Origin of the sequence: Nocardioides currus (genome assembly GCF_003057875.1) — a bacterium.
Taxonomy (GTDB): Bacteria; Actinomycetota; Actinomycetes; order Propionibacteriales; family Nocardioidaceae; genus Nocardioides; species Nocardioides currus.
Map to the genome: position 1 here is coordinate 224,106 of NZ_PYXZ01000006.1, position 22,050 is coordinate 246,155.

Sequence of the window (22,050 nt, forward strand, 5' to 3'; positions counted from 1 at the left end):
CCACCATGACGCCATGACCGGGACGCACAGCACCACCGCCAGCCACATCGAGACCACCGAGCGTTACGCGGCGCACAACTACCACCCGCTGCCCGTGGTGCTCGCCGAGGGCGACGGTGCCTGGGTGGTCGACGTCGACGGCAAGCGCTACCTCGACTGCCTCGCGGGCTACTCCGCCCTCAACTTCGGCCACACCAACGAGCGCCTCGTGGCGGTCGCACGCGAGCAGCTCGGCCGGCTGACGCTCACCAGCCGCGCGTTCTTCAACGACAAGCTCAGCGGCTTCGCCGAGGCGCTGGCCCGCCTGACCGGCAAGGACATGATCCTGCCGATGAACTCCGGCGCCGAGGCCGTCGAGACGGCGATCAAGGTCAGCCGCAAGTGGGGCTACGAGGTCAAGGGCGTCCCGGCCGGCCAGGCCACGATCATCACGATGGAGGGCAACTTCCACGGCCGCACGACCACCATCGTCAGCTTCTCCGACGACGACGTGGCCACCTCCGGCTACGCCCCGTTCACCACCGGCTTCCGCAGCGTGAAGTACGGCGACGTCGAGGCCATCGCCTCGGCCATCGACGAGACCACGGTCGCCGTCCTGTTCGAGCCCATCCAGGGCGAGGGCGGCGTCGTCACGCCGCCCGACGGGTTCCTGACCGACCTGCGCGCCCTCTGCACCGAGCGCAACGTGCTGATGGTCGCCGACGAGATCCAGTCGGGCCTGGCCCGCTCGGGCAAGACCTTCGCCTGCGACCACGAGGGCGTCGTCCCCGACATCTACATCATGGGCAAGGCGCTCGGCGGCGGCATCTACCCGGTCTCCGCCATCGCGGCCGACCACGAGATCATGGACGTCATCACCCCCGGCTCGCACGGCTCGACCTTCGGCGGCAACCCGCTGGCGGCCGCGATCGGCACCGAGGTGGTCGCCATGCTCGAGGAGGGCACCTTCCAGGCGCGGTCCGCGGAGATCGGCGAGCAGCTGCTCGCCGGCCTGACGCCGCTGGTCGGCCAGGGCCTCTCCGACATCCGCGTGCGCGGCGCCTGGGCCGGCATCGACATCGACCCGGCGCTGATGACCGGGCGCCAGATGTCGGAGGCCCTGATGGAGCGCGGCATCCTCGCCAAGGACACCCACGGGGCGACCGTGCGCTTCGCGCCGCCGCTGGTCGCCAGCGACGAGGACATCGACCTGCTGGTCACCTCGGTGCGCGAGATCCTCGCCGCGGCCGCCTGATCAGGCGATCGTCATCCCGCCGTCGACCGGCAGCGTCTGCCCGGTGATGTAGCCGGCGGCGGGGGAGGCGAGGAACACCACCGTCGCGGCGAGCTCGGCCGGGTCGCCCTTGCGGCGCGCCGGCACGCGCATCATGGCGAGGTCGAGGTAGCCATCGGGGTAGGTGTCGGTCATCTCGCTGGTGAAGAAGCCGGGCGCGATCGAGTTCACCCGGATGCCCTTGCGCTCCATCCACTGCTGAGCGAGGTCGCGGGTCAGCCCGTTGAGGCCGGCCTTGGACGCGCTGTAGGCGGCCTGCGGCAGCCCGCCGGTGGTGATGCCGAGGACCGAGGAGATGTTGATGATCGAGGAGCCGGGCTCCATCACGCGCCCGCAGGCCTGCGCCATCCAGTAGCACCCGTTGAGGTTGACGTCGATCACCGATCGGAACTGCTCGGGCGTCTCGTGGGTCGCGGGTACGGCGGTGCCGACCCCGGCGTTGTTGACGAGCACGTCGACCCGTCCGAACTCGGCCATCGCGGCGTCCACCAGCGCCTGGCAGGCCTCCGGGTCGGCCACGTCCGTGGCGACGGTCAGGGCGCGGCGGCCGGTCGCCTCCACGAGCTTCGCGGTGTCGGCGAGCTTCTCGACGCGGCGCGCGCCGAGCACCACGTCGGCACCGGCCTCGGCCAGGGACTGCGCGAACGCGACACCGATGCCGCTGGACGCCCCGGTCACGATCGCGACCTTGCCGTCGAGCCGGAACATGTCAGGAGTGGAGGTCATGGGGCGACCCTAGCCAGCCTGCTGCTCGAGCGGTGGGCGAGCCACGATCGGCGGACGTCGACGATGGCTCACGCACCGGCAGCGGGGGCGGCGACGGTGTCGGACTCGGAGTCCGTGCGCCGCGGCAGGGTGCGCACCGAGCGTGAGCACAGCACCAGCGCCACCACGGCGACGTACGCGATCGCTGCCGCCACCAGCACCGGCCGGAACCCGAAGGCCAGGGCGAGCGGTCCGAAGGCGAGCTGGCCGACCGGGATCGCCACGAACGAGCCGAGCGCGTCGTAGGAGTAGGCGCGCGACAGCATCCGGTCCTCGATGTTCTCCTGCATCGCGAGGTTCCAGCCCATCCCGAAGACCTCGGTGCCGGCGCCGGAGATGAACGCCGCCACGACGAGTCCGACGAGGTGGGGTGAGGCGCCGAGCACCAGCATCGGCGGGGCCATCATCGAGACGCCGATCATGCCGAGCAGCAGTGGTCGCTCGAGGCGGACGCGCAGCAGCACGACCGTGGTGACGAGGAGCCCGACGGCCTCGGCGGACAGCACGAGCCCCCACGCCTGGCGGCCGATCGTGTCGTCGGCGACGGCCGGGCCGAGCGTCGTCCACGCCCCGGCGTGGATGAGGTTGAGGACGCCGAAGCCGACGACGACGGCCCACAGCCACGGGACCGACCAGAAGAAGGTCCAGCCCTCCCGCAGCTCGCGGATCGTGTCCGGGCGCTCCTTGTCCGGTTGCTTCGGCGGCAGCGTCACCGGGAGGAGGAGCAGGGCGGCGAGGAGCCATGTGGCCGCGTCGACCGCGAGCGCCCAGCCGGCGCCGACGGTGACGACCAGGAGCGCACCGATGGTCGGGCCGAGCACCGCCATCCCGTTGCGGGTCAGCGAGATCAGCGCGTTGGCCGGCTGGAGGTGCTCGCGGGGCACCAGCTGGGGGAGCACGCTCGCCATGGCGGGGAAGCCGATGCCGGAGACCGCGCCGTGCACGATGCTGAGCACCACGAGCATCCAGATCTCGGCGTGCCCACCCAGCACCAGCAGCGCGATCGCGCCCTGGCTGATCGCGGAGGCGAAGTTGGAGAACTGCAGCACCAGCGTGCGCGGGAACCGGTCGGCGATGACGCCGCCGTAGAGCAGCAGCGCGACCATCGGGATCGTGTGCGCGGCCAGCACCTGACCCAGCGCGGCGGGGGAGTCGGTGATGTCGAGCACCGCGAAGGCGAGCGCGATGCTCGCCATCATGTTGCCGAGGGTGTTGACGAAGCGCGAGGCGAAGTACCACGCGAAGTTCCGGTTGCGCAGCGGCCGGACCGCGTTGGCCCACGTCATGCGGGGTCCCCGCAGTCTTGTTCGGAGGAGCGAAGCGGGGGAGAAGAAGGCGGTGGGGTGCTCATGCCGGGTCCCCGATCACGAATGCCTGGGCGGAGGCGCTGACGTGGATCGTCCCCTCGGTCCGCGGTGGCTGTGCCGCCTCGTGCAGCATCGTCATCGCCGCCGCGACCTGGTCGATGGCCGCGCGCCAGGTCTCGGGCGTCACCCAGGTCTCGATGTCGGAGGAGTTGCCGGGGCCGTGGGCGCCGTGGCCGATGCGGCGCACGATCTCGGTGTGGGTGGCGACCTGCCAGGCCAGCTCGTCCTCCGCGGTCCACGCGCCGGGCGAGCGGGCGACGGCCGGCCCCACGACGTAGCGGTAGCGCTTCGCCGTACCTCCCCGGATCTTCTCCTCGCTCTCGACCTGGAGCTCACCGGCGTCGTGGAGCACCCGCAGGTGGTACGACGCGTTGGCGTGGGTCAGGTCCAGCTCGCGCGCAACCTCGGCGGCGCTCATGGCCTGGGCAGTCAGCATCGAGAGGATCCGCAGCCGCACCGGGTGCGCCACGGACCGCAGTGCGCTCAGGCCGTCGTCCATCGCTTCCCTCCAAGAGTCGTTGGGGAGTCATGGTGCACGAGACGCCGGGCGACTGTCAAACACTTCTTGGAGGGTCGACCCGCAACCGGCCCTGAGCCGACCCTGAACGACCCCCGAAGCGGGATGAAAGTGCTCCGTCGGCGTGCTTGAGTGGGTGACACCAGACCTCAGGAGGTCCCCATGAGTCAGCCCGATCCCTACGCCCAGCCGCACACCGACATCTCGGCGAGCCAGGAGCGCACCCTCGGCGCGGTCGCCCACGGCGTCCCGCTCGTCGCGATGGTGCTTTCCGCCGGGCTCCTCGGCTTCGTCGGCTCGCTCGTCATCTACCTGATGTACAAGGACCGCGGCCCGTTCGTCCGGGCCCACGCCGCCAACTCGCTCAACGTGCAGATCATCACCGGCATCGTGCTGCTGGTCTCGCTGCCGCTGATGCTCGTGCTGATCGGCTTCGTGACCTACCCGCTCGCGCTGGTCTTCGCGTTCGTCCTGCACCTGCTCGGCGCGGTGAAGGCCAACAGCGGCCAGTGGTGGAACCCGCCGCTCACCCCGCGCTTCGTGCGCTGAGCTCCTCCACCCGACGGCGACCCGGCCCCAACCGGGTCGCCGTTGCGGCGCCCTCGGCGGTAGCATGGGTGCATGAGCACGCAGTCCCTGCTTCTTGACCAGCCGCGCTGACGGACCACCGTCACGCGGCAACCCCTCCATGCGAGGGGTTTTTTCATGTCATCAGCAGGAGTCGCACGAGAGGGAACGAACGATGAGCGAGACGCACGAGCAGACCGAGGGCGAGCAGGCGGCGACGTACGACGTCGAGGCCGTGCAGGCCAAGTGGCAGCCCGTCTGGGACCGGCTCGAGCCGTTCCGCGCCGACGACGAGGTCGTCCGCTCCGGCGAGCGCGAGAAGCGCTACGCGCTGACGATGTTCCCCTACCCCAGCGGTGACCTGCACATGGGTCACGGCGAGGTGACCGCCCTGCACGACGTGCTGACGCGCTACTGGTGGCAGCGCGGCTACGAGGTGCTGAACCCGATGGGCTGGGACTCCTTCGGCCTGCCCGCGGAGAACGCGGCGATCCGCAACGACGCACATCCCGCCGACTACACCTACGGCAACATCGACACGCAGTTCGAGTCCTTCAGGAAGTACGGCGCCAGCTTCGACTGGTCGCGCCGCTTCAACACCTCCGACCCGGAGTACTACCGCTGGACGCAGTGGCTGTTCCTGCGGCTGTTCGAGCAGGGGCTGGCCTACCGCAAGAAGTCGCCGGTCAACTGGTGCCCCAACGACCAGACCGTGCTGGCCAACGAGCAGGTCGTCGACGGCGCCTGCGAGCGCTGCGGCGCCGTGGTCACCAAGCGCGAGCTGACCCAGTGGTACTTCCGCACGACCGCCTACGCGCAGGAGCTGCTGGACTCGCTGGACGACCTGCAGCCGACCTGGTCGGACAAGGTCGTCAACGCGCAGCGCAACTGGATCGGCCGCTCCGAGGGCGCGCACGTCGACTTCGCCGTCGCCGGTCGGGAGCAGCCGATCACGGTCTACACGACCCGGCCCGACACCATCTTCGGCACCACCTTCATGGTGGTGGCGGTCGACGCCGCCCTGGCCGACGAGCTGGTCACCGACGCACAGCGCCCGGCCTTCGAGGCCTACCGCGAGGAGATCCGCCGCGAGACCGAGATCGAGCGGCTGTCCACCGACCGCCCCAAGACCGGCGTCGACCTGGGCGTCACCGCCACCAACCCGGTGACCGGCGAGCAGATCCCGATCTGGGCGACCGACTACGTGCTGGCCGACTACGGCACGGGCGCCGTCATGGGCGTGCCCGGCGGCGACCAGCGCGACTTCGAGTTCGCCACGGTCATGGGCCTGCCGATCGTGCGTACGACGCAGCCGCCGGCCGACTTCGAGGGTGAGGCCTACTCCGGCGAGGGCGCGACGATCAACTCGCCCGCCGACGGCGCCGCCTCGGTCGGGCTGGACCTGAACGGGATGTCGGTCGCCGACGCGAAGTCCGCGGCGATCGCCTTCCTGGACGAGCAGGGCTCCGGTCGCGGCACCGTCAACTTCCGCCTGCGCGACTGGCTGCTGTCGCGCCAGCGCTACTGGGGCGCGCCGATCCCGATCATCCACTGCCCGGTCGACGGCGAGGTCGCCGTGCCCGACGACCAGCTGCCCGTCGAGCTGCCCGCCCTGCGCGGCGCCGACCTGAAGCCGAAGGGTGTCTCACCCCTGGGCGGGGCCGAGGAGTGGGTGAACGTCTCCTGCCCGACGTGCGGAGGTCCGGCGAAGCGCGACACCGACACGATGGACACCTTCGTCGACTCGTCGTGGTACTTCCTGCGCTACTGCTCGCCCCACGACGACAGCCAGGCCTTCGACCCCGACCTGGTGAACATGTGGGGGCCGTGCGACATCTACATCGGCGGCGACGAGCACGCCGTGCTGCACCTGTTGTACGCCCGCTTCTTCACCAAGGCCCTGCGCGACCTGGGCCTGCTGTCCTTCGGTGAGCCGTTCTCGGCGTACCTGTCCCAGGGCAAGGTCATCAACAACGGCCGCAAGATGAGCAAGTCGCTGGGCAACGGCGTCAGTCTGGGGGGACAACTTGCGGAGTTCGGCGTGGACGCGGTGCGCCTGACGCTGGTCTTCGCGAGCCCGCCCGAGGACAACATCGACTGGGCCGACGTGTCGCCGAGCGGGTCGTTGAAGTTCCTGCAGCGCGCCTGGCGCCTGAGCGGTGACGTGACCTCCGCGCCCGGCACCGCGCCGGAGGCGGGTGACGTCGCGCTGCGCAAGCTGACCCACAAGACCGTCCACGAGGCGGCCGACCTGATCGAGAAGCACCGCTTCAACGTGATGGTCGCCCGCACCATGGAGCTGGTCAACGCGACCCGCAAGGCCATCGACTCGGGCTGCGGCCCGGCCGACCCGGCCGTGCGGGAGGCCGTCGAGGCGGTCGCGATCCTGCTGTCGCTGGTGGCGCCGTACGTCGCCGAGGAGATGTGGGAGCGCCTGGGCCACCAGCCCACGGTCGCGCGGGCCGGCTGGCCGGTCGTCGACGAGGCGCTGCTGGTGGAGGACTCCGTCACCGCCGTCGTGCAGGTCCGGGGCAAGGTGCGGGGCCGCCTGGAGGTCTCGCCCGACATCTCCGAGGCCGACCTGGAGGCCGCGGCCCTGGCGGACGAGGCCGTCGTGCGCGCGCTGGACGGGGCGACCATCCGCAAGGTGATCGTGAAGGCTCCCAAGCTGGTCAACATCGTCGTCGGCTGACGCTAGCCTTCGGCCCATGCCCCGCACCGTCGTCGTCACCGACTCCACCGCGTGCATCCCCGACGAGCAGGCGCGGGCGCGGGGCATCGAGGTCGTGCCGCTGCAGGTCGTCATCGGTGCGCAGGTGTACGACGAGGGGCGCGACGGCGCCACCCCGGAGCTCGTGGCCCAGGCGCTGGCCGACTTCGTGCCGGTCAGCACCTCGCGCCCCAACCCGGCGGCGATGGTGGAGGTCTACGAGCGGCTGGCCCGCGAGGGTGCGGACGAGATCATCTCGATCCACATCTCCGGCGACATGAGCGGCACCGTCGAGTCCGCCCAGCTCGCGGCCGCGCAGGTCGAGGTCCCGGTGACGTGCATCGACAGCCGCCAGGTCGGCGCCGCGACCGGCTATGCCGCGCTGTCGGCCGTCGACGTGCTCGACGCCGGGGGAACGACCGCCGAGGCGGCGGACGCGGCGCGCGACCGTGCCGCGGCGGCGACGTCACTGTTCTACGTCGACACGCTGGAATACCTCCGCCGCGGCGGCCGCATCGGCGCCGCCGCCGCGATCCTCGGTGGCGCGCTGTCGGTCAAGCCGCTGCTCTCGATCGCCGACGGCACGGTCGCCAACCTGGAGAAGGTGCGCACCGCGGCCCGGGCGCTGGCCCGGCTCGAGGACCTCGCCGTCGAGGCGGCGGGGGAGTCCGAGGTCGACGTCTACGTCGCCCACCTCGCCAACCACGACCGGGCGGAACAGCTCGCCGCGGAGCTGGCCGAGCGGCTCGAGGACAACCTGGCCGGCCGCGACATCTGGTGCGGCGAGCTGGGAGCCGTGCTCGGCGCGCACGTGGGTCCCGGGATGGTCGCCGTCTGCGTCGCGCCCCGCCTCGGCTGACGGGCCACTTCTCGCCGTCCTCCTGTGGATGAGCGCGGCTCGGACGCGGTTGTCCACAGGCGCTCTCCCGGTCGGTGGCCCCGACCCGGACCCCTGCCTAGGTTCGACGCATGCGTCCCATCCACCCGCGGAGCACGACCAGCGACGAGCACGCCGAGGCCGTCTCGCGCCGTCTCGCCACCCTCAGCGCCGAGCTCGCCGCCGTGCGGGGCGACCCGCCACTGGCGCACCGGCACACGCAGGTGCGGGGGCTGAACGCCGCTCCCGACCCTGACCCGGACCCGGCGCCGGTCGTGCCGATTCCCGGACGCCACTCGACCCGGCGCCCGGGGACGCGCGGCTGGGCCTCGCGCATCGACCTGACGGCGACGCACGTCGCGGCGATCGCGGTCGTGATCGCCCTCGCCGTGGGGGTCGCCGCGTGGTTCGCGGTGCGGTCCGCCCCCGAGCCGGTGCCCGACCTGGCGCCGGTGGCGGAGCCGCTGACCTCGGTGTCGCCGCCCGCCTCGTCCGGCGCCACGGCGGGACCGTCGGCGTCGAGCAGTCCCGACGCGGTCGAGGTCACGATCGACGTGGCCGGCAAGGTCCGCCGGCCCGGCATCGCGGTGCTGCCGGCTGGCTCGCGGGTCGTCGACGCGCTGGAGGCGGCGGGCGGCGCACGCCGTGGGGTCGACCTGTCCTCGCTCAACCTGGCCCGCCCGCTGGTCGACGGCGAGCAGGTCCTCGTCGGGGTGCCGCTGCCGCCGGGGGTGGTGGGCTCCGTGGGCGCGACGCCGGGGCCGGGCGACAGCGGTCCGCTGGTCAACATCAACACCGCCGACCTCACGGCGCTCGAGTCGCTGCCCGGGGTGGGCCCGGTGACCGCCGAGGCCATCGTGTCGTGGCGCACCGAGCATGGCGGCTTCACCTCGGTCGAGGAGCTGCTCGAGGTGGACGGCATCGGCGACGCGACGCTCGCGGAGATCGCTCCGCACGCGACGATCTGAGGAGGTGGTGCACGATCTGCGGCTGCCGTTGCTCGGGGTCGGGGCGTGGCTGGGCGGGCTGGCGGCCGCGGGACTCCCGGTGTGGCTGGGCCTGGTGCTGGCGCTGCTCGCGGTGGTCGCCGCGGTCGCGCGTCGCTCGTGGCCGGCCCTGGCGTGCGCACTCGCCGCGACGGCGGTGCTCGGAGTGGCGACGCTCCGGGTGGCCGCGTTCGACACCGGTCCCGTGGCGGAGCTGGTCGCCGACCGGGCCGCGGTGTCGGCACGGGTCTCGGTGACCAGCGACCCGCGGGCCGTGGCCGGGCGGTTCGGCGACATCGTGGTGGTGCGCGGCGTGCTCGAGGAGGTGTCGGGTCGCGGTGCGACGTACGCGCTGGGAGCACCCGTCGTGCTGCTCGCCGACGAGGACTGGCTCGACGTGCCGCTCGGCTCCGACGTGCGCCTGTCCGGCCGGCTCTCGCCCGACGACGGCGGCGGACCGGCGGTGCTCGGGGTGCTGTCGGTCCGCGGCCCGCCGAGCCGGGTGTCCGAGCCGGACGTCTGGTGGCGCGGGGCGGCCGCGGTGAGGGCCTCGATCCGGCGGTCGGTCGCGCCGCGCAGCGAGCACGCCCGCGAGCTCGTGCCGTCGCTCGTCGTGGGGGACGACAGCGGGCTCGACCCCGACCTGGCCGACGACTTCCGCACGACCGGCCTGACCCACCTGCTCGCGGTGTCGGGCACCAACCTGACGCTGCTCGTCGGCTTCCTGCTGGTCGTGGGGCGGTGGTGTGGCGTGCGCGGCCGCTGGGCCTACGTCGTGTCCGCGATCGGCATCGTCGGCTTCGTCCTGATCGCGCGGACCGAGCCGAGCGTGGTGCGGGCGGCGGCGATGGGGACGGTGGCGCTGGTCGGGATGGGCAGCAACGGACGCGAGCGAGGCGCCCGCTGCCTCGGCGCCGCCGTCCTCGGTCTCCTGCTGGTCGACCCCGGGTTGGCCGTGACCGCCGGGTTCGCGCTGTCCGTGCTGGCCACCGGGGGGATCCTCTTCCTGGCGCCGTCGTGGCGCGACGCGATGATGCGCTGGCTGCCGCGATGGGCGGCGGAAGCGGTCTCGGTCCCGCCGCGGCACAGGTCGCCTGCACGCCGGTCGTCACCGCCATCTCGGGACAGATCAGCCTGGTCGCGGTGCTGGCCAACCTGCTGGCGGCGCCGGCCGTCGCGCCCGCGACCGTGCTCGGGCTCGCGGGCGGCCTGCTGGGCCTGCTCTGGGCTCCGCTGGGCCAGGTCGTCGCCGCGCCCGCCGCGTGGTCGGTGTCGTGGATCGTCGTGGTGGCCGAGCGCGGGGCCGCTCTGCCCACCGCCGCCGTCGACTGGGGGACCGGTCCGGTCGCGCTGGTCGCGATCACGACACTGTGCGTCGGCCTGGTCGTCCTCGCTCCGCGGCTGCTGCGCTCCCCGGTCACCGGCGTCGGGTGCTCGGCGCTGCTCGTCGTCACCGTGCTCACGCGGCCACCGACGCCGGGGTGGCCGCCGGACGACTGGGTGCTGGCGATGTGTGACGTCGGGCAGGGGGACGGGCTGGTGCTCAACGCCGGCGGGTCCGCCGCCGTGGTCGTCGACACCGGCCCCGACCCGGTGTTGATGGACCGGTGCCTCGACCGCCTGGGCGTGCGCGCCGTGCCCCTCATCGTCCTCACGCACTTCCACGCCGACCACGTCGACGGACTGCCGGGCGTGCTCGACGGGCGCACGGTCGGCGAGGTGGACGTCACGTCGATGGTGGACCCGCCCCAGGGCGCGGCCCAGGTGGCTCAGCAGGTCACCTCGGAGCTGGTGGTGGCGCCGTACGCCGCGACGCGACGGGTCGGTGAGGTGACCCTGCAGACGGTGTGGCCGTTGCCCGACGCCCCCACCTCCGGGGTCGCCGACGGGTCCGCGGCGAACGACGCCAGCGTGGTGCTGCTGGCGCAGGTGCGCGGCGTGCGCATCCTCCTGACCGGCGACATCGAGCCACCGGGCCAGCTCGCGCTGCGCCGTACCCTCCCCGGCCTGGCCGTCGACGTGCTCAAGGTGCCGCACCACGGCAGCCGGCAGCAGGACCTCGACTTCCTGACGGGGCTCGGAGCACGTCTCGCGCTGGTCAGCGTGGGCGCCGACAACGACTACGGCCACCCCGATCCGGGGGTCGTGGCCGCTCTCGAGGCGACCGGCGCGACGGTGCGGCGCACCGACCTCGACGGTGACGTGCTGGTGCTGTCGACCGACGACGGGCTCGCTGTCCGGACCCGCGGCTAGGCTCCTCCCACCATGGCTTCCACCCCCACTGCCGCCCAGGTCCTCGGCCGGATCATCCTCGTCACCGGCAAGGAGGAGTTCCTCAGCGAGCGCACCGTCGTCGGCGTGCGCACCGCCGTCAAGGCCTACGACTCCGAGGCCGAGGTGGCCGACTCCGAGGCGGCCGGGCTGACCCTGTCGAGCCTGGGCGAGATGGCGGCCCCGTCGCTGTTCTCCTCGACGCGGTGCGTGATCATCCGCTCGCTCGAGGGCCTGCCCGACGACTGCTACGACGGCATCCTCGACTACGCCGCGGCGCCGGTCGACGACATCGCGCTGGTGCTCGTCCACGGCGGCGGTGCGAAGGGCAGCGGACTGCTCACCAAGCTGCGCAAGCTCCCCGCCGTCACCGAGGTGAAGTCGCAGGAGCTCAAGGCGTCCGACCTCGCCGGGTTCGTCGTCTCCGAGGTGGCGAGCCACGGCGCCAAGATCGCCTCCGACGCCGCGTCGTTCCTCGTCACCTCCGTCGGCGGCGACCTGCGCTCACTGGCCGCCGCCGCCCACCAGCTGACCAACGACTTCCCCGGCGAGCAGCTGACGACCGAGAAGGTCCAGCGCTACTTCGGCGGCCGCGCCGAGGCCAAGTCGTTCGCGGTCGCGGACGCGGCGTTCGCCGGCCGCAAGGGCCAGGCGCTCGAGGCGCTGCGATGGGCGATGGACGGCGGCACCGCGTCGGTGCTGGTGACGTCGGCGATGGCGGGGTCGGCGCGCAGCCTCGCGCGCTTCCTCGGTGCTCCCAACGGCATGCGGGAGGCCGACCTCGCCCGCGAGCTGGGCGTGCCGCCGTGGAAGGTGCGGCAGGTCCGTGACCAGTCCCGTTCGTGGAGCCCCGAGGGGATCTCGGCTGCGGTCCGGGCGATCGCCGTGGCGGACGCCGACATCAAGGGCCGCGCGCACGACGCGGCGTACACCCTGGAGCGGCTGGTCCTCACCGTCGCCGACCTGCGCACCAGCCGCTGACGCTTGGCACCCCTACGCAGCGGTGGGTGAGCCACACTTTCGTGCGCCGGAGTGTGGGTGGGTCACCGCTGGTAGGCGTGGCGTGCTCGGCTCGCCGGCTCGGCGGTGCGTGAGCCACACTTTCGTGCGCTGGAGTGTGGGTGGGTCACCGCTGGCGCGCGCGGCGTGCTCGGCTCGCCGGCTCGGCGGTGCGTGAGCCACACTTTCGTGCGCTGGAGTGTAGGTGGGTCACCGCTGGTGGGCGTGGCGTGCTCGGCTCGCCGGCTCGGCGGTGCGTGAGCCACACTTTCGTGCGCTGGAGTGTAGGTGGGTCACCGCTGGCGCGCGCGGCGTGCTCGGCTCGCCGGCTCGGCGGTGCGTGAGCCACACTTTCGTGCGCCGGAGTGTGGGTGGGTCACCGCTGGCGCGCGCGGCGTGCTCGGCTCGCCGGCTCGGCGGTGCGTGAGCCCCGTTCTGCCGATGGGGAATGTGGGTGTCGCACCGCTTCTCGGCGTGCCGCTGTTCGCCTCGCCTGTGCGCGGTGGGTGAGCCACGTTCGCGAGCCGAGGAATGTGGCTGGGTCACCGCCGCGAGGGGGAGAGCGGTCCCCGAGACGCACGAACGCCCCGTCGCAGAGCGGCGGGGCGTCGGTGGGTGTGGATCAGAGAGCGGCGGACTGCTTCGCGATCGACGACTTGCGGTTCGCGGCCTGGTTCTTGTGGATGACGCCCTTGGAGGCGGCCTTGTCCAGCTTCTTGGCGGCGTCGCGGCCGGCGGCGATGGCGACGTCCTTGTCGCCCGCGGCGACGGCCTCACGGAACTTGCGGACGGCGGACTTGAGGCCGGTCTTGACGGCCTTGTTGCGCTCGTGCGCCTTCTCGTTCTGCTTGTTGCGCTTGATCTGGGACTTGATGTTGGCCACAGGAGAACCTTTGCTCGCTCGTTGCTGGTCAGGAGAAGATCGTGGTGTCGGCTGCCGACTCACCCCGTGGACGGGGTCGGGCGCCGGACATGCAAGGGCAAACACTACCGCCGAGGCGCGGAACCGCCCAAATCGTGTCGGTGCGGGCTCATTGCCACCCGCGACGCTCGCCCAGCCAGCGCCAGCACACCTCGCCGTGCCAGCGCTGGTGGTCGCGCAGGTGCGGCGAGGTCGGCGGCACGGGCTCGGTGGCGGAGGCCATGAAGTAGCCCGCGAGGAGCGCGAGCACCCGGTCGATCGACTCGGGGGGTACGTCGCGGGTCAGCCGTCTCGAGGCGAGCACCTCGTCGGCGTCGAGGCCGTCGCCGCGGGGTCCGACCAGGGTGAGGAGCGTGTCGATCCACGCCGCGCCCACGATCGGCCAGTTCCAGTCGCAGATCCACGCCCGGCCCTCGGCGTCGAGGAGCAGGTTGTCGTCGCGGACGTCCGTGTGGACGAGCGTCTCGCCGCCGACGACGTCGAGGGCGGCCCCGGCGAGGGCGGCCGCCTCCTCGAGGTGGGGGAGGTCCGGGTCGGTCGACCGCACGCGGTCCCACATGGCGACGAGCGGGCGGAAGTCGTCCTCCGCGGTGTCCAGGTCGAGCCCGGTCGGCGGCGGGGTCAGCGCGTCCGCCACGACCTCGAGCGCGTCGAGCGCGGCGTCGAGGTCGCCCGCGCGCCACGGACGGCGCGGCGCGCGCCCCTCGACGTACGCGATGCCGAGCACCACCCAGTCGTCGTCGAGGTGCCAGAGCAGGCGCGGGCCGGGGACGCCGGGCGGGAGGAGCGCCAGCTTGCGCGCCTCCTCGCGGTAGGAGTCGGCGAACAGGCGCTGCGCCTTGACCGAGGCCGCCTTCACGAAGTGCCGCGAGCCGTCCGCGCAGACGAGCACGCTGGCGAAGCCGGGGGTGAAGCCGGACGTCTGGGAGATCGCCTCGACCACGGGCGAGCCGCACTTGCGCTCGATGTAGGTGCGCAGGGTGGGCGGCAGGAACGACCACTCGAGACGTCGGGCGGTCTTCCCGGCCGGGACGGGATACGGGTCGAGCGTGGACGGCATGGCGACATCCTCCCCAAGGAATCGCGCTGGACGTGAATCGGATAATCGCTGCATGCCCGACCTCATCGAGCCCGACGTCCGTGTCCGCGAGTCCTTCCTGGAGTCGGTCGAGGAGTTCCTCGCCGAGGGACGGGGCGGCGAGAACACGATGCTCGGCCTGTGGCGCGAGAAGTTCGCCGACCGCTGGGAGTCCGAGGACGGCTTCGCCGACTTCGTCGCCTACCTCCACGCCGACGCGACCCCGGACGCCCCGCGGCCCGACCACCACGTCCCGCAGTCCACCTGGTGGCTCGTCGAGGGCGACCGCTACCTCGGGCGCATCTCGTGCCGGCACGCGCTCAACGACTGGCTGGCGGAGTACGGCGGCCACGTCGGCTACGAGATCCGCGCCTCGGCACGCCGCCGCGGGCACGCCACCTGGATGCTGCGGTCCGTGCTGCCGCACGTCCACGCGCTGGGCATCGACCCGGCCCTGCTGACCTGCGACGACACCAACGTGGCGTCGCGCAAGGTGATCGAGGCGGCGGGCGGGGTGTTCGAGGACCAGCGCGCGCAGAAGCTGAGATTCTGGGTGCCGACCGATGTCGAGACGGCGGCCGCGGCTCCGTCCCAGGAGTGATCGGCCCCGCCGGGGCCACCCACGAAGGAGATCCCCATGAGGTTCCTGCTGCTCAAGCACTACCGCGGCGGCCCGGACAACCACCACGACGTCCCCCCGATGGACCAGTGGGAGCCCGAGCGCGTCGACGACCACATGCAGTCCCTGCGTGACATCAGCCGGATGCTCGAGGAGAGCGGCGAGCTCGTCGACGCGCAGGCGCTGCACGAGGAGCGGGTCTTCGTGCAGTACGGCGGAGAGGGAGCCTCGCCCGTCACCACCGACGGCCCCTATCCCGAGACCAGCGACCTCGCGGCCGGGTGGTACATGGTCGACGTCGAGTCCCGCGAGCGTGCGCTGGAGATCGCCGCGATCGTCTCGGCCGGCCCCGACCAGCACGGCGAGCCGATGCACGAGTGGATCGAGGTCCGGCAGGTCTACACCGACGACGGCGGCGTCCCCACCGAGGACTGAGCCGTCGTGGACGACGAGCTGCTGCGAGGGCTCGTCCCGCAGGTGATCGCGATCCTCGTCCGTCGCGGCAACGACTTCGCGACGGCCGAGGACGCGGTCCAGGACGCGCTGGTCGAGGCGGTGCGCACCTGGCCGAGCACACCGCCGGCCAATCCCCGCGCCTGGCTGATCACCGTCGCGCAGCGCAGGCTCATCGACGTACGCCGCAGCGAGGCCGCCCGCCGCAGGCGCGAGGAGGCGGACGCCGACGAGCCGGAGCCCGGTCCGAGCGAGCAGGCCGACGACACCCTCCTCCTGCTCGCGCTGTGCTGCCACCCGACGCTGACGCCCGCGTCGTCGATCGCCCTCACCCTGCGGGCGGTCGGCGGCCTGACGACGGCGGAGATCGCCGATGCCTTCCTCGTGCCGCAGGCCACCATGGCCCAGCGGATCAGCCGGGCCAAGGCCGCGATCCGCGACGTCCCGCTCGACCGCACGGGTGACCTGGCGGTGATGCTGCGGGTGCTCTACCTCGTCTTCCACGCCGGCCACCGCGGCAAGGTCGACCTCGCCGCCGAGGCGGTCCGGCTGACGCGCCAGCTCGCCAGGGCCAGCGCCGAGCCCGAGGTGCGTGGCCTGCTCGCGCTGATGCTGCTGCACCGTGCCCGCGACGCCGCCCGGTGGCGTGACGGCCGGCTGGTGCCTCTCGACCGTCAGGACCGGTCGCTGTGGGACACCCGCGAGATCGCGGCCGGGGTCGGTCTGCTGCAGTCGGCGCTGGCGAAGGGCCGGCCGGGGGAGTACCAGCTCCAGGCCGCCATCGCCGCACTCCACGACGACGCCGCATCGTGGGAGGAGACCGACTGGGGCCAGGTCCTGGGGTGGTACGACGACCTGGTGGCCCTGGCCGGCAACCCCGTCGCCCGCCTGGGCCGGCTCGTCGCGGTGGCGCACGTGCGCGGCGGCGGGAGGGCCCTCGTCGAGCTCGGCGAGCTGGAGGAGGCGTGCGCCGGGCTGTCGCAGTTCCACGCCGTGCGCGGCTACCTGCTCGAGCTCGCCGGAGACCGGGCCGCCGCCGCGGAGGCCTGCGCCCGGGCGGCCGGTCTCACGACCAGCGCGCCCGAGCGCGACCACCTCACCCGGCGGGCCGCCGAGCTCCGGTCAGGACAGGCTCAGCAGCCGCACGAGTAGTACGTGATGTCCCAGTGGCTGCCTTCCTTGGCGTACACGTTGCCCGACGGCGCCGTGTAGAGAGGCGTCCCGTCGCTGCGCGAGCCGGAGTAGGCGTAGTGGCTCGTCACGTAGTTGGACACGCAGGTCGTGACCGAGATGTCGACCTTGTAGCCGTTCCAGTGGCTGTAGGTGCCCGACGCATGGCCGGTCTCGGTGCCGCCGGTGATCGTGATCGCGCAGCCGCTGATGGACGTGAAGGTCTTGATGCCGCTGACCGTCTCCTGGTTGATCTGCTCGTAGGACGTGCAGGTGCCGACGTTGCGGTCGGTGCACCCGCCGCTCGACGACCGGGAGATGCCGGATGCCGCGAGCTGCGACGCGGCGGAGGCGTCGCTGAGCTTGGTGACGGCCCAGCTCGGCGCGGCGGTGGCGACCAGGCTCGCGGTGAGCACGGTGGCCAGCACCATGGACAGGGAGCCGGCGGTGGCGGTGGCGCGCAGGGCGCGGGACAGGTTCGTCATGGAGGACTCCAGACTCGGCGGACGACACCCCCGATGGGGTCGTCCTCGTCCGTCCAGTCGAGCGTTCTTTGCCCGGAGGGTCAACCGCGGCGTCGACGGGGCGTCGGGAGTTCGTGGGGCGACTGCCCTGCGTGGAAGAATGACCGGGCCCTCGCCGTACCCACCGAAAGTCGATCGTGACCCAGCAGCCTGTGTCCAACCGTGCCGCGCCCCAGCCGGGCAGCACCGACCCGGCGATCATCCGCAACTTCTGCATCATCGCGCACATCGACCACGGCAAGTCCACACTGGCCGACCGGATGCTCCAGCTGACCGGCGTCGTCGACGCGCGCGCCGCCCGGGCGCAGTACCTCGACCGCATGGACATCGAGCGCGAGCGCGGCATCACGATCAAGAGCCAGGCCGTCCGGATGCCGTGGACCGTGCCCGCCGGCAACGAGCAGTCCGCCGAGCCCGGCACCTACGTCCTCAACATGATCGACACCCCCGGCCACGTCGACTTCACCTACGAGGTGTCGCGCTCCCTCGAGGCGTGCGAGGCCGCGGTGCTGCTCGTCGACGCCGCGCAGGGCATCGAGGCGCAGACGCTGGCCAACCTCTACCTCGCGATGGGCGCCGACCTCCACATCATCCCGGTGCTGAACAAGATCGACCTGCCCAGCGCCAACCCCGAGAAGTACGCCGCGGAGCTGGCCGGCCTCGTCGGCTGCGAGCCCGACGACGTGCTGCGCGTGAGCGCCAAGACCGGGCTCGGCGTCGAGGAGCTGCTCAACCACATCGTGGCCGAGACGCCGCCGCCGGTCGGCGACGCCGACAAGCCGGCCCGCGCGCTCATCTTCGACTCGGTCTACGACACCTACCGCGGCGTGATCACCTACGTCCGGGTGGTCGACGGCTCGCTGACCCACCGCGACCGGATCAAGATGATGTCGACCGGCGCCACCCACGAGATGCTCGAGATCGGGGTCATCAGCCCCGAGCAGGTCAAGGCCACCGAGCTCGGGGTCGGCGAGGTGGGTTACCTCATCACCGGGGTGAAGGACGTGCGCCAGTCGCGCGTCGGTGACACGGTCACCACCCAGCACCACGGCGCCGTCGACGCCCTCGGCGGCTACAAGCATCCCAACCCGATGGTCTACGCCGGGCTCTACCCGATCGACGGGGACCAGTTCGGCGACCTGCGCGAGGCGCTGGAGAAGCTGCAGCTCAACGACGCGGCACTGACCTTCGAGCCCGAGACCTCGGGCGCGCTCGGCTTCGGCTTCCGCATCGGCTTCCTCGGCCTGCTGCACATGGAGATCACCCGCGACCGGCTCGAGCGCGAGTTCGACCTCGACCTCATCTCGACCGCCCCCAACGTGGTCTACGAGGTCCTCATGGAGGACGGCTCGAAGGTCGTCGTCACCAACCCCAGCGAGTTCCCCGAGGGCAAGATCGACGAGGTCCACGAGCCGGTCGTCAAGGCGACGATCCTCAGCCCGAGCGACTACATCGGCACGATCATGGAGCTCTGCCAGACCAAGCGCGGCAACCTGCAGGGGATGGACTACCTCTCCGAGGACCGCGTCGAGATGCGCTACACGCTGCCGATGGGCGAGATCGTCTTCGACTTCTTCGACCAGCTCAAGTCGCGCACCAAGGGCTACGCGTCCCTCGACTACGAGCGCTCCGGCGAGCAGGCCGCCGACCTCGTCAAGGTCGACATCCTCCTCCAGGGCGAGCCGGTCGACGCGTTCTCCGCGATCGTGCACCGCGACGCGGCCTACGGCTACGGCGTGATGATGGCCGGCAAGCTCAAGGAGCTCATCCCGCGCCAGCAGTTCGAGGTGCCGATCCAGGCCGCCATCGGCGCGCGCGTGATCGCCCGCGAGAACATCCGCGCCATCCGCAAGGACGTCCTCGCCAAGTGCTACGGCGGCGACATCTCCCGCAAGCGCAAGCTGCTGGAGAAGCAGAAGGCGGGCAAGAAGCGGATGAAGAACATCGGCTCGGTGGAGGTCCCGCCCGAGGCGTTCATCGCCGCGCTGGCCACCACGCAGCCGGCGGAGTCGAAGAAGTAGCCGTTGTCGGTCGTACGCCGCGACGCCGTCGCGCCTCGTCCGTGGCCCAACGGCGGAGGCACCACCCGTGAGCTGGCCGTCGCCGACGACGGGGCGTGGCGGATCAGCCTCGCCACGATCGACCGTGACGGGCCGTTCTCGACCTTCCCCGGCCGCGGCCGGCTGCTGACGGTCGTCGACGGACCGGTCCTCCAGCTCACCGTCGAGGGGGTGGACCAGGTCGTCGAGCCGCGGCGGCCGTTCGCCTTCGCCGGCGACGCCGAGGTGGGCGCGAGCGTCCCGGAGGGACCGGTCGAGGTGCTGAACGTGATCGTCGACCCCGGTGCGGTCGAGCCGTTCGTCACCGTCCTCGAGCTCGGCCGCGGGTCCGCGCTGCCGCTGGCGGCCGACCAGGCCGCGCTGGTGCTGCAGGGACAGGGCATGGTCGGCGACGAGAGCGCAGCGGCGTACGACCTCGTCGTCGGCCCGGCCGAGGTGGGTGGGCGATGCACGCTGGCCGTCGTCACCCTCCAGCGCTCGTGAGGCTCTCCGACCGCCTCCGGGTCGAGCTGACGCGGGCGACGGCGCGGTTCACGGTGTCGTACGGCGACAACCTCCGCTTCGCCGGGCAGGACCTCCCGACGCCGACGCGGACCACGGTGCCGACGCGCCACGGCCGGGTCCCCGTGCACGTCTACCGTCCGCCCGGCGCCGACCGGCCGCCGGTGCACGTCCACCTTCACGGCGGCGCGTTCCTCATGCGCTACCCGGCGATGGACGACTGGTGGTGCCGCTACCTCGCGGCGACCGCGGGGGTCATCGTGGCCAACGTCGACTTCGAGGTCGCGCCCCGCGTCGCCTATCCCGTGGCGCAGCACCAGGCCCACGACGCGGCGGCGTGGTTCGCCCAGGACGGCACGCCGGTCTCGGTCGGCGGGTTCAGCTCCGGCGGCGGGCTCGCCGCCTCGGTCGCGCTGCAGGCGCGCGACCTCGCGAGCTTCACCCCCACGCTCCAGGTGCTGGGGATCGCCGCCCTCGACCTGTCCGCCGAGCCGCGCGACGGCGACCCGGGCATGATCTCGCCGGAGCTGCGACGGCTCGTGCGCCGCGTCTACCTGCCCGATCCCGCCACCCGGCTCGAGCCCTACGCCTCGCCGTTGCTGGCCGATGACCTCACCGGCCTGCCGCCGGCGGTCGTGCTGACGGCCGAGCGCGACGTCCTGCGCGCCGAGGGAGATGCGTACGCCGCACGCCTGCGCGCGGCGGGGGTGCGGGTCGTGCACGACGTGACGCCCGGGGTCGACCACTACTTCCTCACCGAGGACCCCAGGCGGGCGCGCACCACGATGGCGATGGTCGCCGACGAGGTCCGTGCGGCGGGTCAGCCCCGCATCGGACCGCCGGGCCGGTCGTAGGACTCGGCCACGATCTCGGCCACGACGGACAGTGCGATCTCGCCCGGCGCCTTGCCGCCGAGGTTGTGACCGGCCGGGACGTGCAACCGGCTGACGTCGACGCCCTCCGCGGCGAGCTCCTCGACGACACCCTCCGCCCGGCGCCGGCTGGCCATCATCGCGACGTACGACGCGTCGGATGCCAGCGCCGCCCGCAGCACCGAGGGCGCGTCGGGTGCGTCGTGGTCGCACAGCACGACCGCGTCGCCGGCCTGCGGGTCCAGGCCCGGGCCGCCGTCGTCGACGGCCTGCACGACCACGTCACGACCGACGGTGCCCGCGATCGAGGCGATGGCCCGCGCGATCGGGTTGTCGGTCAGGAGCAGGACCCGCCCGTGCGTGGGCTGCTCGTCCGACCAGGGCTGCTCGCGAGGCGGAGTCATCCCCCCAGCCTGACAGCCTCGCGCGTCAGCGTCACCCCGGTGACCGCGATGCCGAGCCCGGCCTCGAGCGCCGCGACGGGAGCGTCCAGCTCGGCCTTCCGCGGCTTCCTGGTGCCGGCGAACCAGACGATCTCCAGCGGCCGCCTCGACGCCGACCCGGTGGCGCGCCAGTAGCCCGTGATCCGCCCGTCGACGAGCAGCGGTGGCAGGACCATCCCGTTGCTCTGGTTCCAGAGGCGGCGCAGGTGCCCGGGGTCCGCGAACCGGTCGCGCGCGGCCGGGTCGTAGCCGCACATCAGCGCGTCGAACTCCGGCAGCAGGCGCACCCCCTCGAGCGTGCGGCCCGGCGGCGGTGAGGGCACGTCGACGTACGACCTCCCGTCCGGACCCTCGACGCCCACCAGCCCGAGCTGCTCGATCGCCTCGTCGATCACCCGCAGCCCGAGCCCCGACCACCACGCGACGTCGTGGCGCGACACCGGACCGTGGCAGCGCACGTGGATCGCCACGGCGTCGACGGGCGAGACGGGCGCCGCCGGCACGAGCGTGCGGTAGACGGGAGCGCCCTGCCCCGACCAGGTCCCGTTGACGGGACGGCGCACCAGTCCGCCGTGCCCGAAGGCGAGGTAGCGACCGACCGTCTGCCCCTCGACCGGGTTGCGGCCCTCGTGCTCGAGCAGCCAGTCGTGGAGATGGGCCTCGAGCTCGTCGGGAGTGCGCCAGTCAGCGGCGAAGCGCTCGGTCGACGACCACAGGTCGTCCAGCGTCCCACGCTCCAGCTTGAGCATCCGCTGCCACAGGGTCCGCTGCCCGACCCGGGTGGCAGCACCCAGCGCGGCGAACTGCCCGGGCGTCGCGGTGTGCACGGTGCCGCGGATGGTGCTGCCCCGCACGATCTCGCCCGCGTCGTACGCCGCCGCGATCTCGGCCCCGGTCGTGCCCGGTCGCCGCGCGGCGAGCCCGATGAACGGTGACCGCGCGGTCTGGGACTGGACGGGGCCGGTGGCGGTGACGAGCGCGGCGACGTCGTCGGGCGGTGAGACGGGGAACTGGCGCCCCAGGCTGAGGGCGGCGAGGTCCTCGAGTGCGTAGGCCATGGCCTCACGCTAGGGGGA

The 22,050-nt window shown here is 72.5% G+C and carries 21 protein-coding genes and 1 pseudogene; 14 read left to right on the forward strand and 8 right to left on the reverse strand.

Annotated elements, in window-relative coordinates:
- Nucleotides 1-13 precede the first annotated feature (13 nt).
- Entirely contained in the window at nt 14-1,234 is a 1,221-nt protein-coding gene (gene rocD, locus C7S10_RS14770) for an ornithine--oxo-acid transaminase (RefSeq protein ID WP_108345191.1), read from the forward strand.
- Here the strand turns inward: rocD and C7S10_RS14775 are convergent, their stop codons facing one another.
- From C7S10_RS14775 to C7S10_RS14785, 3 genes are all read right to left on the reverse strand, one after another.
- Nucleotides 1,235-1,999: an SDR family NAD(P)-dependent oxidoreductase gene (locus C7S10_RS14775; RefSeq protein WP_108345192.1), complete on the reverse strand. Its 765-nt coding sequence runs from the start codon at nt 1,997-1,999 to the stop codon at nt 1,235-1,237.
- 68 nt (nt 2,000-2,067) lie between these two features.
- Nucleotides 2,068-3,324, reverse strand: a complete 1,257-nt coding sequence (locus C7S10_RS14780) for an MFS transporter (protein WP_108345193.1) — start codon at nt 3,322-3,324, stop codon at nt 2,068-2,070.
- Between the two features lie 61 nt (nt 3,325-3,385).
- Nucleotides 3,386-3,904 carry an ArsR/SmtB family transcription factor gene (locus C7S10_RS14785; RefSeq protein WP_108345194.1) on the reverse strand — a complete coding sequence of 173 codons (519 nt, stop codon included), beginning with the start codon at nt 3,902-3,904 and terminating at the stop codon, nt 3,386-3,388.
- 180 nt (nt 3,905-4,084) lie between these two features.
- On the opposite strand from C7S10_RS14785, the gene C7S10_RS14790 reads away from it, so the two are divergent.
- From C7S10_RS14790 to holA, 7 genes and pseudogenes are all read left to right on the forward strand, one after another.
- Entirely contained in the window at nt 4,085-4,471 is a 387-nt protein-coding gene (locus C7S10_RS14790; RefSeq protein WP_108345195.1) for a DUF4870 domain-containing protein, read from the forward strand.
- A gap of 193 nt (nt 4,472-4,664) precedes the next feature.
- Complete coding sequence (gene leuS / locus C7S10_RS14795; protein WP_108345196.1) at nt 4,665-7,181, forward strand: leucine--tRNA ligase; 2,517 nt, start codon at nt 4,665-4,667, stop codon at nt 7,179-7,181.
- A 16-nt stretch (nt 7,182-7,197) separates the two neighbouring features.
- On the forward strand, nt 7,198-8,058 hold the full coding sequence (locus C7S10_RS14800; RefSeq protein ID WP_108345197.1) for a DegV family protein: 861 nt from the start codon (nt 7,198-7,200) through the stop codon (nt 8,056-8,058).
- Nucleotides 8,059-8,168: 110 nt separating this feature from the next.
- Complete coding sequence (locus C7S10_RS14805) at nt 8,169-9,044, forward strand: helix-hairpin-helix domain-containing protein (protein ID WP_108345198.1); 876 nt, start codon at nt 8,169-8,171, stop codon at nt 9,042-9,044.
- Nucleotides 8,953-10,059 (forward strand): annotated as a pseudogene (locus tag C7S10_RS22835) (ComEC/Rec2 family competence protein); the annotation flags it as partial. The gene C7S10_RS14805 and the pseudogene C7S10_RS22835, both read left to right, overlap by 92 nt.
- 53 nt (nt 10,060-10,112) lie before the next feature.
- Complete coding sequence (locus C7S10_RS23005) at nt 10,113-11,315, forward strand: ComEC/Rec2 family competence protein (RefSeq protein WP_279303171.1); 1,203 nt, start codon at nt 10,113-10,115, stop codon at nt 11,313-11,315.
- A 12-nt stretch (nt 11,316-11,327) separates the two neighbouring features.
- The gene (gene holA, locus C7S10_RS14815; protein ID WP_108345199.1) at nt 11,328-12,314 is read left to right on the forward strand and encodes a DNA polymerase III subunit delta; all 987 of its coding nucleotides are present in this window, start codon (nt 11,328-11,330) and stop codon (nt 12,312-12,314) included.
- Nucleotides 12,315-12,954: 640 nt separating this feature from the next.
- On the opposite strand, the gene rpsT is transcribed toward holA, so the two are convergent.
- Together rpsT and C7S10_RS14825 are read right to left on the reverse strand one after the other, a co-directional pair.
- On the reverse strand, nt 12,955-13,215 hold the full coding sequence (rpsT, locus tag C7S10_RS14820; RefSeq protein ID WP_108345200.1) for a 30S ribosomal protein S20: 261 nt from the start codon (nt 13,213-13,215) through the stop codon (nt 12,955-12,957).
- A 148-nt stretch (nt 13,216-13,363) separates the two neighbouring features.
- The gene (locus tag C7S10_RS14825) at nt 13,364-14,314 is read right to left on the reverse strand and encodes a phosphotransferase family protein (RefSeq protein ID WP_108345201.1); all 951 of its coding nucleotides are present in this window, start codon (nt 14,312-14,314) and stop codon (nt 13,364-13,366) included.
- 52 nt (nt 14,315-14,366) lie between these two features.
- On the opposite strand from C7S10_RS14825, the gene C7S10_RS14830 reads away from it, so the two are divergent.
- Genes C7S10_RS14830 through C7S10_RS14840 form a run of 3 tightly spaced genes read left to right on the forward strand, consistent with a single transcriptional unit; the run spans nt 14,367 to nt 16,556 of the window.
- Nucleotides 14,367-14,933 (forward strand): GNAT family N-acetyltransferase, encoded by a 567-nt coding sequence (locus tag C7S10_RS14830; RefSeq protein ID WP_108345202.1) that lies wholly within the window; start codon nt 14,367-14,369, stop codon nt 14,931-14,933.
- A 36-nt stretch (nt 14,934-14,969) separates the two neighbouring features.
- Nucleotides 14,970-15,386 carry a YciI family protein gene (locus C7S10_RS14835; protein WP_108345203.1) on the forward strand — a complete coding sequence of 139 codons (417 nt, stop codon included), beginning with the start codon at nt 14,970-14,972 and terminating at the stop codon, nt 15,384-15,386.
- Nucleotides 15,387-15,392: 6 nt separating this feature from the next.
- On the forward strand, nt 15,393-16,556 hold the full coding sequence (locus C7S10_RS14840; RefSeq protein WP_108345204.1) for an RNA polymerase sigma factor: 1,164 nt from the start codon (nt 15,393-15,395) through the stop codon (nt 16,554-16,556).
- Here the strand turns inward: C7S10_RS14840 and C7S10_RS14845 are convergent.
- Nucleotides 16,538-17,059 carry a hypothetical protein gene (locus C7S10_RS14845; RefSeq protein ID WP_108345205.1) on the reverse strand — a complete coding sequence of 174 codons (522 nt, stop codon included), beginning with the start codon at nt 17,057-17,059 and terminating at the stop codon, nt 16,538-16,540. The genes C7S10_RS14840 and C7S10_RS14845 overlap by 19 nt on opposite strands.
- Before the next feature lie 176 nt (nt 17,060-17,235).
- Here C7S10_RS14845 and lepA point away from each other — a divergent pair, with 176 nt between their 5' ends.
- The 3 genes from lepA to C7S10_RS14860 are packed head-to-tail and all read left to right on the forward strand — an operon-like array spanning nt 17,236 to nt 20,513.
- Nucleotides 17,236-19,119: a translation elongation factor 4 gene (gene lepA, locus C7S10_RS14850; RefSeq protein ID WP_279303172.1), complete on the forward strand. Its 1,884-nt coding sequence runs from the start codon at nt 17,236-17,238 to the stop codon at nt 19,117-19,119.
- Nucleotides 19,120-19,122: 3 nt separating this feature from the next.
- Nucleotides 19,123-19,641: a HutD/Ves family protein gene (locus tag C7S10_RS14855; RefSeq protein ID WP_108345207.1), complete on the forward strand. Its 519-nt coding sequence runs from the start codon at nt 19,123-19,125 to the stop codon at nt 19,639-19,641.
- On the forward strand, nt 19,638-20,513 hold the full coding sequence (locus C7S10_RS14860; protein WP_207769391.1) for an alpha/beta hydrolase fold domain-containing protein: 876 nt from the start codon (nt 19,638-19,640) through the stop codon (nt 20,511-20,513). The genes C7S10_RS14855 and C7S10_RS14860 overlap by 4 nt, the downstream gene beginning before the upstream one ends.
- Here the strand turns inward: C7S10_RS14860 and C7S10_RS14865 are convergent.
- Nucleotides 20,480-20,935, reverse strand: coding sequence for an XdhC family protein (locus C7S10_RS14865; RefSeq protein WP_108345209.1), 456 nt, complete (start codon nt 20,933-20,935; stop codon nt 20,480-20,482). The two genes, C7S10_RS14860 and C7S10_RS14865, sit on opposite strands and share 34 nt — an antisense overlap.
- Nucleotides 20,932-22,032: a DNA glycosylase AlkZ-like family protein gene (locus C7S10_RS14870; RefSeq protein ID WP_108345210.1), complete on the reverse strand. Its 1,101-nt coding sequence runs from the start codon at nt 22,030-22,032 to the stop codon at nt 20,932-20,934. The genes C7S10_RS14865 and C7S10_RS14870 overlap by 4 nt, the downstream gene beginning before the upstream one ends.
- Between the last annotated feature and the right edge of the window lie 18 nt (nt 22,033-22,050).